This window comes from Nocardiopsis deserti, assembly GCF_008638355.1.
Lineage (GTDB): Bacteria > Actinomycetota > Actinomycetes > Streptosporangiales > Streptosporangiaceae > Nocardiopsis > Nocardiopsis alborubida.
Window position 1 is genome coordinate 211,083 of the sequence record NZ_VWVS01000013.1, and the last position, 12,103, is coordinate 223,185.

Below are 12,103 nucleotides of genomic sequence, written 5' to 3' on the forward strand. Positions count from 1 at the left end.
CCCCGATGCGCGGCCTCATCCCCTCCTCCACCGATCCCGACCGGGACCGCGGCAGCACCGAGCTGGTCGTGGCCACCCCGCTCATGCTCCTGCTGCTGGTACTCGTGGTCCAGATCGGCCTGTGGGCACACGCCACCCACATCTCCCAGACCATCGCCCAACACGGCCAGGCCGCAGCACGGGCGGTGGAGGCCACCGAAACCGACGGGCACACCCGCGCCACCGAGGTCGCGACTCAACTACGCGGCGACCTCCTCCACAGCCTGGACATCACCGTGGAACGCACCGACACCACCGCCACGGTCCACGTGAGCGCGCACGTGCCCACCATGATCCCCGGCCTGGACTGGCCCGTGAACGCCGCGGTCTCCGGCCCCGTGGAACACCACACACCCGGCGCAGGCCCACCATGACCCGCCACGACAGCACCAAAGACCGCGGTTCGGCGTCAGCGGAACTGGCGCTGCTCACCCCCGTCCTCATCCTGATCGCGATGCTGGTGCTACTCGCCCACCGGCTGGTGAGCGCGGGCATGGCCGCCGACGCCGCAGCACACGCCGCCGCCCGCGCCGCCACCCTGCAACGCACCCCCGCCACCGCCCACACAGCGGCCGAGACCGCAGCCGCCCAAGCGGTGCGTACGCACGAGCTGAGCTGCGCCACCCACGACCTGACCGTGGACACCGGCGGACTCACCCCCGGCGCGACCGTGGACGTGACCCTGACCTGCCACGCGAACCTGTCCGACTTGGTCGGCCTGCACCTGCCCGGCACACGCACCATCGAAGGCACCGCCTCCTCGGTGGTCGACACCTACCGGAGCACCCCATGAGACGCCCCGACCTCCGCGACGACCGCGGGCAGGCCACCGCGTTCCTGGTCATCATGGCCACCGCCCTCCTGCTGCTGGTCGCCCTCGTCTTCGACGTCGGCGCAGCCCTCAGGGAACGCAACCGCAACCTCCAGCTCGCCCAGGAAGCCGCCCGCGCCGGTGCCCAGCAGATCGACCTGGCCGCCTACCGGGCCGACGGCACCGTGACCCTGGACCCCACCGCCGCGACCACGGCCGCGAACACCTTCCTCGCCGATGCCGGAGTTCGGGGCACCGCGACAGTCAACGGCGACGTGGTCACCGTCACCGCGCAGAGCACCTACACCTTCCGCCTGCTCCCGCTGGCCGCGCGCACCGCATCAGGAACAGCGAGCGCCACACCGCTCACCGAACCCACCACGCCCTGAGGCACCCATGACACACCCACGCCTTCGCCAGCTCGCCGCACTCGCCACCACCCTCGCCCTCCTGGCCGGACTGCCGTGGCTGGCCACGCTCTTGACCTGGCCCGTCCTCGACCTGTCCTGGACCAGCGTGCAGGTGCACCTGCGCAGCGCACGCCTGCCCCAAGGTGTGGGCACCGCCCTGCTGATCCTGGCCCTGTGGGGACTGTGGAGCCTGTACCTGGCAGTCCTGATCACCGAAGCGATAGGGCGTTTTCGCCACCGCCCGCCCCGGCTGCGGCCGCTGCGCCCCTTGCAGATGCTCGCCGCCACCACCCTGGGCACCATCGCCGTCTCCCCAGCCGCCGCCCACGCCGCAGCTCCGGCCACCACGGTCTCCCAGGCCCCCGCCGAACCCGTAGCCGAGGACCTGGCCGAAACGGAGGCGGACCGGCAGGACGTCGAGGAGCTGGTGCTCATCGACCGCTCCCGCACCATCGACTCCTTCGGCTACGACTCCGCCGAACTGAGCGAGCCGATGCGCCAGGACGTACAAGCCGTCGCCCAACTCATCGACCAGCACGGCTCTTCGGAGATCCCCGTGGTGGTGACCGGCCACACCGACGCCGCAGGCGACCCTGCCTACAACCTCGACCTGTCCCAGCGGCGCGCAGAAGCCGTCGCGGAACAGTTGCGTACGCACCTGGGCGAAGAGATCACCGTGCGCGCCGAAGGAGAAGGGGACCGAGCACTCCTCGACTCGGCCGATGACGCCGAGCAACGCCGCGTGGAGATCTCCTACAGCGTGCTCCTCACCCCGCCCCCGGCACCGGACACCCCGCCAGCGCACCACGGCCCGGAGAACGAGGACGCTCCCGAGGAGACCTCCGCTCCCGCGGTCGGACTCTCCCTGCCCGGCGGCCTCATCCTGGCCATGACCACCGGAACCGCTGGCATGGTGGCCGGCATGGCCCTCGAACGCCGCCGCAGCCAACCACAGCACCCCAGCGGCGCAGATGAAGCCTCCACCGACGCGCACAACCAGGCCGAGAGGGCGGAGCACGCCAGTGAGGCACCCCTTCCGCCAAGCGCACCGGTCGACACCGACGAGGACGCGGAAGACAAGCGTCCCGAACTGGCGATGATCGACCTGGCCCGCGCACCCGGGCTGGGCATCACCGGCCCCGGCGCCGAGGGGGCTGCCCGCACGCTGCTGACCCGCGCCCTGGAGCACAACGAGAGCGCCCTCACCATCGTCGTGCCCAGCAGTGACCTGCACGCTCTGCTGGACGAAACACGGCGCCTACCTCAGCTCGACGAGGACGCCTCCATCATGGTGACCGACGGTGTTGAGGACGCCCTGACGCTGCTGCAACTCCAAGTGCTCGCCCGGCACCGCGCCGCCGACGAGTACGACGACACAGAAGACCAGGACGCCGCACCCCCTGGCGGACCGCAGTTCGTGCTGCTCGCCCGCGCGGACGCAGGTGTGGCCACGGAAGTCACCTCCCTGCTCGCCCACACCCCGAACGCACCCCTCCACGCCATCCTGCTCGGCCCTTGGCCCCAGGACGACGGCCCGACCATGAGCATCGACGCCCACGGCGTCATCACCACAGCCGACGCCCCTTTCGCCGAAGCGGTGGGCCACCGCTGGGCCACCACCGCCTCATCCGAGCTGTACCGGGCCCTGCTCACCCGTCACGACACACTGCTCGAAGACACCAAAGACACGGAACACGCCGACGCGGCAGACGAGACCGAAGAGCGCGAACCGGAACCCGAGCCCGGTGCAGAAGCCTCTACGCCTCACCAGGCAGAGGCGTCCGCAGGGGCGGTGTCCGTCACCGTGCTCGGCCGCATCACCCTGGCCGTCCACGGCCACCAGGTCCGCCCACACCGCCGAGCCGCATACGAGGTCCTGAGCTACCTGGCCGCCCACCCAGCGGGGGTGAGGCTGGAGGCCGCGGTCGACGCGATGTGGCCCCAGGACACCGGACACCGCGCCATCAGACGCTGGCACGACGCCTGCACCTCCGTGCGCACCGCCTGCCGTCCTCTCCTGGACGAGGACGCGACCGCGGTCATCATCCACGACGGCGACCTCTACCAGCTCAACCCTGGCCTGGTGGTGTGCGACCTGTGGCGGGTGGAACAGCTCTTGGACGAGGCCGACCACAGCGATGACGCTGCCACACTCGTCACCACCGCCGCGGCCATGTTCGACGATGACTTCACCGCTCACACTGACTACATGTGGGCCGAAGGTGTTCGTGTTCGTATCCGAGGCCAACTGGTTGATGCGCTGACCACATGTGCCAAGGAAGCCGATCCACGGCGAGCGATCTCAATGCTGCAAAGGGCGCTCAGGATTGACCCGATCGCTGCCGAAGCAGCACAAGAGCTCGCCAAAAGATACGATGAAAAAGCGGACGTGGAATCTGCTGATCGAGTCCGAGAGTATCATCGATCAGCTCTCGGAGAGCAGGAAATTTCAACCTGAGAAGATCACCTTCGCTGGAGTCGCGCCTTACTTCCTGGTGAAGCGGTGTTATCTGCATATCTTCTTTTGCGTAATTCTCTTTAGTTGATGGTGTCCACCGGTCTGCCAGCCGGGGTGCTCTTCGATGTGTCCACATGAAGGTTACGGGCCTGCGCACGAATATCCGCAGATAGGAAGCGCGGAGGGTGTGCCTGCGCGCCTCCCGACAGGTGCCGCAGGCTTGCCACCAAATTCTCCATGGGATCGCCGTTGTCTCCTGGTTTGTTGAACTCCTTTATGGTTGCTCTTCTTGCTTTCCTGTTAACCCCTTATGGGGTACCAAATTCCCTTCCTTTTTATGGCTCTTTGTTTGATGCATTGCCTTCCCATGCTGGCCTTTCTGCTTGCCTGATTGGCCTTGCTCGCGCATGGATAAAGGCAAGAAAATCCCTTCCTTTGAGTGTTTTGGCCCCTCTTTGTGGGTATCAATTAAGTGACCAAGCAAAACGCTCGAAATCGGGAGCTTTCTATGTCCCTCTGGTATGGCATCTGGTACGGCGGTAGCGGATACGCGCTGTCCGAACTGGAAAACGACTTGGAGCGGTTCGGCTCGATCGAAGCGGCAAAGGACGCCCTGTCTGACCGGTACCACTCCGGTTACTCCTGGTTCCAGACGTTCGACTACGTCAACCGTGACCCGGAGTCGGTTCTCACCCCCGCCGTCGGCGACGACTCGTGTATTCACCTGTTCGCGTCACCCGACTGCCTTGGCTACCCGGACCGGTGCGTGCACTTCGGTCCGCGCGGTGGCGTGCGCGTCGAGAACTGCTAAAAACCCGCAAAACCGCAACACCACGGGTGGTGTGCCATGTCGACCTTCGTCCTTTCCGGATTCACGTCCGAACCTCACACGCTGATCATCGAACCTAACGGGTTCTACCCCGACGGTGGCGTTCCCCTGTCTCGGGAGCGCTGGTCATACGAACTGTACTGCGGTGACACGCTCGTCTTCGCTGGTGGAGACCTGGGAAGCCCGTCCGGTGCCACTGAGAACGCCGTAGCGCGCAACGCGATCGGGTTCCTGACCACGGTTCCGAGCGACAGTGACGCCGAATACCTGGCGGACTACACGCGTGAACAGCTGTCGTGGTGTGACGAGAACGCCGAATATCTCGCGTCCTGCCTGTACGGGTTCGACGGCGAAGAAGTCGCCGACCTGTCCGTATACCGCGCGGACGAATAGAACGGCTTGGGGTGTCGCCGTCGAAACGGCGGCACCCCCTATCCCCGGTCTCTGATCAGAACCCACGTGTATTTGTCGTGCCTTGTGGGTTGTGACCAGTGCCCGAAGAAACCCGTTTTCGATTGGATCCGCTATGGCTCCCAGGAAGAAGAAGCGAAACCAACTCACCCCCGAACAGCGACAGGAACGGTTGCGCGCGGCGCACGACACGCTGACAGGCGCCGTGGAATCCCTCACCACCGAGGAGGGATGGCAGGCCATGATCCGCTCGCGCGCGTGGCTTCGCCGCTACTCGCTGGGCAACCTGCTGATGATCGTTGCCCAGAACGAGGACGCCACCGATGTTCGCCCGTACGGCGAATGGAAGAACGCCGGGCGATACGTGCGCAAGGGTGAGCGCGGTATCCGGATCTTCGCGCCGCTGCGCTACCGCGTGCAAGATGACGAGGACAACCCCGTTTCCGACCGCGACGGCAACCCGCGCTACGCGGTGCGTGCGTTCACGGTGGTCTCGGTGTTCGACGTCTCCCAGACCGACGGCGAACCGCTGCCCACCACCGACCAGGCCACGCCGCGCGTGCTGGAAGGCGCAGCACCCGCGCGGCTGTGGGACGCGATCGCCGACCAGATCACCACGCGCGGATACGCGATCGAACGCGGAGACACCGCACCCGCCAACGGGTGGGTGAACTTCGATACCCGCACCGTGCGCGTGCGCGAAGACGTCGACGACGCCCAGGCGGTCAAGACGCTGGTGCACGAACTGGCGCACATCGCCTGTGAGCACAACACCCGCGACGTCCGGCGCGCCACGGGCGAAGTCGAAGCCGAATCGGTCGCGTGCCTGGTCACGGCCATGGCCGGACTCGACAGCCTGCCCTACTCGGTGCCCTACGTGGCCGGATGGGCCAAGGACGCCGAAACCGCGCGTGCCAGTGCGGACCGCGTGCTCACGGTCGCCGACGCGATCGTGTCCACGCTCACCGCCACCGTGCCCGACACCGTCGCCGCCTAGACCGCTGGCTGGTGGGGCCGTTCCCACGGCCCCACCAGCCCCGGAGGTTCTCCGATGCCCGTTCTCACCATCGAGATTTTCGCGACCGCACCCGACACCGACCCCTCCGACGCGACGGTGTGCGGGATCGCCGACCTGTTCACGCTCGCACTCGCCGACACCGACAACGACACCGGTGCCGTGTGCCTGCTGAGCTTCGACGTCGTCCCTGCCTCCCCCGTCATGGTCACCGCCTTGTGTGTGGCCAGTGACGGCGACACCGCCACGGACGCCATCGCCGAACGACTTATCGGCGCGCTCACCGACACCGGTTGGTCCCTGCACGCCGGACACACCCACATCCACCACGCCGACAACTAAGGGGAGAAACCCGATGACCACGACCATGAACGAGACCACCACGTTCGCCCTGACCACCACCCGTCGCGTGCTCGCTGACGCCCTGGACACGGTCGGCCTCGCCGTCGTCACCCGACCGGCTGTGCCCGTTCTGGCCGGTGTCCTGATCACCGGACACGACGACGGCAGCGCGACTCTGACCGGGTTCGACTACCACACCGCCATCACGGTCACCCTGCCCGACACTGTGCGCGTGCCCGGGCGCCTGGTCGTCTCGCACTCCGAGTTGAAGGGAGTGCTGTCGGCGACGGCGAAGGGCACCCCCAAGCGTCAGGCCGACGCCGCACCGGTGACCTTCGCCAGGGACGACGGCACGCCGTCGGTGACGGTGGACGGCTACACGGTGCCCTTCGAGGAGTACCCCACCGACGACTACCCGACGTTGCCGCAGGCGCCGACCACGCTGGCCAGCATGGGCCGCGAGCGGTTCGTCTCGGAACTGGCCAGGGTGAGCGTCGCCACCATCGGTGCCGACTGGGGACTGCCCATGCTGGAAACGGTCCGTATGGAGATCGCGGACGACGGTCACCAGCTGAGCATGGTCGCCACCGACCGCTACCGCCTGGTCTGGTCGATCCTGCCCACCCTCCCCGAGAACACCGCGGCCGGTACGCGTGTCGTCCTGGCGCACGGCAGGGCACTGGCCAAGCTCACCAAGAAGCTGACCGGTGACACCGTCGGCATCGGCATCGGTGACAACCTGTTCGCCATCACGTGCGGCAGCGTCCGCGTGCTCACCCGTGGACACGAGGCGGTGGGCAACTTCCCCACCTTCCGTCCGCTGTTCCCGGACACCGCCTCGGTCACCGTCACCGCGGACCGCGCCGAGCTGCTCAAGGCCACCGTGCGCGGGCGAGGAATCCTCAAGGCCAAGAAGGAGAACGGCCTGTCGTTGACGATGACCGTCACCCCCGACACGGTGACCATCGCTCCCAACCTGCCGGGTTCGACCATCTCCCCGGAGATGTCGGCCAAGACGGACGGCGTCACCCCCGGTGAGCTGCTGAGGTTCGCCTTCCACCCCGAATTCCTGGAAGACGCGCTGTCCAGCATCACCGCGGACACCCTCACCCTGCACGCCACCGCCACCACCAAACCCGTCGTGGTCACCGACGGAGACGAGAACGTGAGCAGCGCAGCCTACCGGCACCTGCTTATGCCCGTCCGGCTGTCTAGCTGACCGGCTCCCCGGGGCCGTCCCTGCCAGGGACGGCCCCGTTTTTGGAGGTTTCGCCATGGCCACGAACAAGAGTCCCCACGAGCACGCGCACGCCATCGCGGACGCCGTCGACACGGCGTGGCACCGTGCCCACGGCTACGGGCATCTCGAAGTGCCCCTGTCGGTGGTCGCCGCGCTCACCTTCCTGGCACCACCCGCTCACGAGCGCGAAGCTGTCGCGGCATGGGTCGCTGGGCTGAGCGGAGATGACCTGTGCCGGTTCGTGCGTACGCAGTGGGCGGTCTTCGTACGCACGCGCCCCGATCTGACCAACCCCGTCGCACCATTCGCGCTGGTCTGGCACGGCGACCAGCGGCTGTCCGAGCAGGCCCTACGCGGAGCACGCGAGGTCTCGCGCGCGGCCGTGCGCGCGGGGTTGTTCGACCTGACCGGAGATACCGACATCCGCCGTTCGGTGGACCTGTTCGGTGTCCTGCTCACCGTCATGAAGGGCCGCAACGCCCGGAGCGCACACGGAGCCTTCTACACACCCGGACACATCGCTGACTTCCTCGCGTGCGTCGGTATGTCCGGTCCGACGGAAGCACCTGAGATCCACGAGCCCACGGTCGGTACCGCTGGGATGTGGAGAGCAGTCGCGGAGGCCATGCGCGGGCGTGGACAGGATCCCGCACGCGCGACGTGGGTGGGAATCGACATCGATCCGCTCGCCGTCGCCTGCGCCGCTGTGAACGCCGTTCTGTGGCAGTTGGGCTTTCGCGTCGTCCTGGGCATCGGCGACTCTCTCACCGAAGAGGCCACCACGCGAGCTCTTCATCAGAGGGAGGAGGCCGTGCGCATCGCCGACGAGGCGCGGACCATGCGCCGAATGCAGGCCGCGCTGGACGCCCTCACCACCCCACGATCAAACACCTGACCATACTCACGGAAGGAAACACGATGATCACCCTGCTGCATACCGGTATGCGCGTGCCCACCGACCGCATCCGGGTCACCCGTCTGGCCGAACTGCCGATGCCTACCAGTGGTGTGGCTTGGACCGCTGACCTGTGCATGGACTCCACGCCGCTCGGCACCCTCTACGACCACGGACGCGGTGGCGACACCGAGTTCACCCCGGCCACCCCCGCAGCACGCAACCTCGTGGCCAGCTATGTGGACCAGTGCCGAGACGCTGACGGCCATCCCCTCCGGGCCGCAACGGTGTACGGCTACCTCGCCGACGAGTACGAGACTGCCGAGTTCGTCACGAGCACCGCACAGGCACAGGGCTACGCAGCGCGCCTGTTCAACGAGTGGGACATCCCGCAACTGAGGACGTTCACTCTTCCGGGCGATGCGTTCCCGGACTACGGCGCCGCTCGCCGGGCCGCGCGGACGCTCGCGCTCTCGACTGCTTCGACCCGTGCGCAGCTGTGGACAGGGGATGCCTGGACACAGGTCCACCCCACTACCCGGGGAGAGTGACCCCCGGACAGAGGTGAGGGGCCAGATGAGAACCCGGCCCCTCCTGCGGAAACTTCTGCGACCAAACAAAACGCTCCCGCACAGGCAGCGTAACGCGGCCTCGACAGAGCGACAACAGCGGTGCTCCGAGCCTCCACGGCTTGGGGCACCACTACGCATCAGGGGTGATGCGCGTGGCGAGCTTCGGAACGGGCACCCGCAAGGAAACCGGATCCACTCGGCACTGGCCCGGGGCAGCGGGGTGGTCTAGGTTGGCCGCACAGAACGGTCGATATGCGAAGGACCCCATGACCACCCCCTCCCCTGAACAGCCTCTGGACGCCTCCGTGCCGCACTCGGCCCGGGTATGGAACTACTGGCTGGGCGGCAAGGACAACTACCCTGCCGACCGCGCCGTCGGTGACCAGATCCGCGACGCCAACCCGATGATCGCCGAGATCGCCATCGCGCAGCGCGCCTTCCTCGTGCGCACGGTCCGCCACCTGGTCAGCGAGGCGGGCATCGACCAGTTCCTGGACGTGGGCACCGGTCTGCCCACCGCCAACAACACCCACGAGGTTGCTCAGACTCTCAACCCCGCCGCCCGCGTGGTCTACGTCGACCATGACCCGCTCGTGCTCACCCACGCGCGTGCCCTGCTCACCGGAAACCCCGAGGGCGCCACCGACTACGTCGACGCCGATCTGCACGCGCCGGAGCGGATCCTCCAGGCCGCGGCCAAGACGTTGGACTTCTCCCGCCCGATCGCCCTGGTGATGCTGGGGATCACCGCGCACGTGGTCGAGGACGGCGAGGCCTACGCCGTCGTCGGCCGCCTGATGGACGCCCTGGCCCCGGGGAGTTTCCTGGTGCTGTGCGACGACACCAACGTCATCGCCCCGGCCGAGATGGACGAGATGATCCGGCAGTGGAACGAGGCGGGTGAGAATCCCCGGATCAACCGCACGCCCGAGCGCATCGCCGGGTTCTTCGACGGGTTGGGGCTGTTGGAGCCGGGCGTGGTCTCGGTGACCCAGTGGCGTCCGAACACCGCCGAGATCGGTACGGTTCGACCTCTGGACGACTTCGGGGGAGTGGGACGCAAGGGGTAGCGGTCAGTTTCCCGTCTCCTGCTGACACGAACCCGTGTGATCCCGGTACGGCCACCGTGCCGGGAACCGGTCCACTCCCGCCACACCGCCGTGCGAAGCGGGTGAGGTGCCTCTCCGTGCCCTGTCGTCGCGCTGTGCCAGACTCCGTCACGCGACCGGTCCCACGACGGGCGACCGGTCCGCCACACAACGAGAGGGACGCGGGAACCAGTGCGTATCGAGCGGCACGACGTGCGGGACGAAGCCCTGGCCAAAGCGACGGAGGACTTCACCGACCGGATTGACGGATCCGTCCACCGTCAGCAGGAGTGCGGGCGAGAACTCCACGGGTGGGACATGGTCGCCGACGACCTGTGCGACTATGCCGGGGCGCGGTCGGTGGCTGGCCCCGCCATCGACACCGATACTCACGCCGCCCTGTACTCGGCTGCCGAAGCCCGGATCGGAGCGCTCAAGCTGGACTGCGCGCCCGCCTCCGAGTCGTTCTCGGTCCACCTCACCTACACGGGCACCGGGGTGTCCTACTTCGAGGAGGGAGAGGGCACCGACCAGGACAGGGCTCCGACGTGGGACTGGATCCAGACTCTGTACCTGTGCCTGGTCGCCGACCTGCACGAGCAGAACGCAGGCGCCTTCCTCTCACTGGCTTCGGCCTTCGACGAGGGGGAGGTCCTGGCTCGCGGCCTGGCCTACTACCTCTTCCCCGAGTTGGGTGCCCAACGGGACCAAGTCCTGGGCTACGTCGACTCCGCCGTCACTGGTATGGCCAACGCCGGCGAACTGCCCCACCCCGACCTTCTCCAGCTGTACGCGTTGCTGTCGCGCGACGAGGAGCTCTTCTGGAAGATGATGACGGCCCGGCTGGAGGCCCACCGCGACAGCGCCCCGGATGGCTCCCCGCGCTTCCTGCTGCCCATCGACGAGATCGCCTTCGCGGCGATGGCCGTGCGCCTGGAGGGGTGGGAGCAGCCCTTCGAATCCGACTACCTGCCCCACCGCCTCGTCGTGGGCGAACAGGGCTGGCGCGGTCTGCGTGTGGGCGCCTACGGCGCGGACAAGGACGCCGGGGCGCTGAGGGTGTTGTCCCAAGGCGCGCTGGTGGTCGAGCGACCGGTCACCGTTCCCGGACGCATCGATCGGATCCTGGAGAGGTTGGACAGCCACTCCGCCGAGGATCTGGAGGACATCCAGCAATCCTCGATCGTGCCGGACACGCTCCCGAGAGAGCTCCAGCGGTATGCCGAGGACGAGATCCGCCGGTTCCAATACAGTTCGCTCGCTGATTCTCAGGAGCGTCATCCGCGCCAACTGGAGGCCCTCACCCACGCCTCCCAGTACACCGCCGCGGCCTTCGCCAGCGTGACCAGCGTGAAGGACACCGTCGAGGTCACCCTCGGGCCGACCACCGTGTCCCTGCCCAGTGTGGCTTCCAGCGGCGACACCAACGAGGGAACGCGCAGGGTCGCGATCGAGTACGCGGTGCTCTCCGGATCGCGGGAGCGCTTGGACGCGCTGTTGAGTCACGCCATGGACGCCTTCGCCTTGGAGGGCCGCGCAGGGAGCGCCAGCGTCTACAGCCTGTATTCAGTGGCTCTGCTGGCCTACCTGCGTGCGGAGTCGTCACGGTCCCGTGCGGATCACGACGATGACCAGGGCACCGCGCAGCCGACCGGGGAGATGCGCGCGGCCATGGACGAGGCGGTGGCGGCCCTGGAGCGACACCAGGTGTTTCCTGGCTCTCCGCCGCCTCCCGTGATTCTGCTGTCGCAGCTGGTCGCGGGGGACCGCGAGGGTTTCGTCCTGGCTCTGGTCGACGCCCTGGAGGAGCACCGGGACGCCTTCAGCGTCGGTATGAACCAGGGGAAGAGCGACGGGTTCGTCAACACGAGTGTCCTCGCCCTGGCCTGCCTGGCCCGCGCTCGCGGCTGGGACGTGCCGGTGGAGAGCGGCTACCTGCCTCGCGGGGTTCTGGACCACACCGTCACGCTCTTCGACTGATCCTCGGCGGTGA

The 12,103-nt window shown here is 67.6% G+C and carries 13 protein-coding genes; all 13 read left to right on the forward strand.

Translation table 11 applies throughout. From position 1 onward, the window contains the following. Window positions 1-5: 5 nt before the first annotated feature. The 13 genes from FYW99_RS17775 to FYW99_RS17835 all read left to right on the forward strand — a co-directional run bounded on the left by FYW99_RS17775 (window position 6) and on the right by FYW99_RS17835 (window position 12,090). Window positions 6-413, forward strand: coding sequence for a pilus assembly protein (locus FYW99_RS17775; RefSeq protein ID WP_150253146.1), 408 nt, complete (start codon window positions 6-8; stop codon window positions 411-413). Then, a complete protein-coding gene (locus tag FYW99_RS17780) occupies window positions 410-832 on the forward strand; it encodes a TadE/TadG family type IV pilus assembly protein (RefSeq protein WP_150253147.1) in 423 nt (140 codons plus the stop codon). The genes FYW99_RS17775 and FYW99_RS17780 overlap by 4 nt, the downstream gene beginning before the upstream one ends. Next, the gene (locus tag FYW99_RS17785) at window positions 829-1,239 is read left to right on the forward strand and encodes a pilus assembly protein TadG-related protein (RefSeq protein ID WP_150253148.1); all 411 of its coding nucleotides are present in this window, start codon (window positions 829-831) and stop codon (window positions 1,237-1,239) included. Before FYW99_RS17780 ends, FYW99_RS17785 begins: the two co-directional genes overlap by 4 nt. Before the next feature lie 7 nt (window positions 1,240-1,246). After that, the gene (locus FYW99_RS17790) at window positions 1,247-3,718 is read left to right on the forward strand and encodes an OmpA family protein (RefSeq protein ID WP_150253149.1); all 2,472 of its coding nucleotides are present in this window, start codon (window positions 1,247-1,249) and stop codon (window positions 3,716-3,718) included. 508 nt (window positions 3,719-4,226) lie between these two features. After that, a complete protein-coding gene (locus FYW99_RS17795; protein WP_150253150.1) occupies window positions 4,227-4,529 on the forward strand; it encodes a hypothetical protein in 303 nt (100 codons plus the stop codon). Between the two features lie 36 nt (window positions 4,530-4,565). Beyond that, window positions 4,566-4,940: a hypothetical protein gene (locus FYW99_RS17800; protein ID WP_150253151.1), complete on the forward strand. Its 375-nt coding sequence runs from the start codon at window positions 4,566-4,568 to the stop codon at window positions 4,938-4,940. 133 nt (window positions 4,941-5,073) lie between these two features. Further along, window positions 5,074-5,955 carry an ArdC family protein gene (locus FYW99_RS17805; protein WP_223839133.1) on the forward strand — a complete coding sequence of 294 codons (882 nt, stop codon included), beginning with the start codon at window positions 5,074-5,076 and terminating at the stop codon, window positions 5,953-5,955. A gap of 54 nt (window positions 5,956-6,009) precedes the next feature. Then, window positions 6,010-6,315 (forward strand): hypothetical protein, encoded by a 306-nt coding sequence (locus tag FYW99_RS17810; RefSeq protein ID WP_150253152.1) that lies wholly within the window; start codon window positions 6,010-6,012, stop codon window positions 6,313-6,315. 13 nt (window positions 6,316-6,328) lie between these two features. Beyond that, entirely contained in the window at window positions 6,329-7,534 is a 1,206-nt protein-coding gene (locus FYW99_RS17815; RefSeq protein WP_150253153.1) for a DNA polymerase III subunit beta, read from the forward strand. Window positions 7,535-7,589: 55 nt separating this feature from the next. Continuing rightward, the gene (locus FYW99_RS17820) at window positions 7,590-8,450 is read left to right on the forward strand and encodes an N-6 DNA methylase (protein WP_150253154.1); all 861 of its coding nucleotides are present in this window, start codon (window positions 7,590-7,592) and stop codon (window positions 8,448-8,450) included. A gap of 23 nt (window positions 8,451-8,473) precedes the next feature. Continuing rightward, entirely contained in the window at window positions 8,474-9,001 is a 528-nt protein-coding gene (locus tag FYW99_RS17825) for a hypothetical protein (protein WP_150253155.1), read from the forward strand. A gap of 287 nt (window positions 9,002-9,288) precedes the next feature. After that, on the forward strand, window positions 9,289-10,092 hold the full coding sequence (locus tag FYW99_RS17830; protein WP_150253156.1) for an SAM-dependent methyltransferase: 804 nt from the start codon (window positions 9,289-9,291) through the stop codon (window positions 10,090-10,092). A 210-nt stretch (window positions 10,093-10,302) separates the two neighbouring features. Then, window positions 10,303-12,090: an immunity 49 family protein gene (locus FYW99_RS17835; RefSeq protein WP_150253157.1), complete on the forward strand. Its 1,788-nt coding sequence runs from the start codon at window positions 10,303-10,305 to the stop codon at window positions 12,088-12,090. Window positions 12,091-12,103 lie beyond the last annotated feature (13 nt).

Coding starts and splice junctions, on each gene's coding strand:
- FYW99_RS17775 (WP_150253146.1), top strand. CDS start 6: ATGCGCGGCCTCATCCCCTCCTCCACCGATCCCGACCGGGACCGCGGC.
- FYW99_RS17780 (WP_150253147.1), top strand. CDS start 410: ATGACCCGCCACGACAGCACCAAAGACCGCGGTTCGGCGTCAGCGGAA.
- FYW99_RS17785 (WP_150253148.1), top strand. CDS start 829: ATGAGACGCCCCGACCTCCGCGACGACCGCGGGCAGGCCACCGCGTTC.
- FYW99_RS17790 (WP_150253149.1), top strand. CDS start 1,247: ATGACACACCCACGCCTTCGCCAGCTCGCCGCACTCGCCACCACCCTC.
- FYW99_RS17795 (WP_150253150.1), top strand. CDS start 4,227: ATGTCCCTCTGGTATGGCATCTGGTACGGCGGTAGCGGATACGCGCTG.
- FYW99_RS17800 (WP_150253151.1), top strand. CDS start 4,566: ATGTCGACCTTCGTCCTTTCCGGATTCACGTCCGAACCTCACACGCTG.
- FYW99_RS17805 (WP_223839133.1), top strand. CDS start 5,074: ATGGCTCCCAGGAAGAAGAAGCGAAACCAACTCACCCCCGAACAGCGA.
- FYW99_RS17810 (WP_150253152.1), top strand. CDS start 6,010: ATGCCCGTTCTCACCATCGAGATTTTCGCGACCGCACCCGACACCGAC.
- FYW99_RS17815 (WP_150253153.1), top strand. CDS start 6,329: ATGACCACGACCATGAACGAGACCACCACGTTCGCCCTGACCACCACC.
- FYW99_RS17820 (WP_150253154.1), top strand. CDS start 7,590: ATGGCCACGAACAAGAGTCCCCACGAGCACGCGCACGCCATCGCGGAC.
- FYW99_RS17825 (WP_150253155.1), top strand. CDS start 8,474: ATGATCACCCTGCTGCATACCGGTATGCGCGTGCCCACCGACCGCATC.
- FYW99_RS17830 (WP_150253156.1), top strand. CDS start 9,289: ATGACCACCCCCTCCCCTGAACAGCCTCTGGACGCCTCCGTGCCGCAC.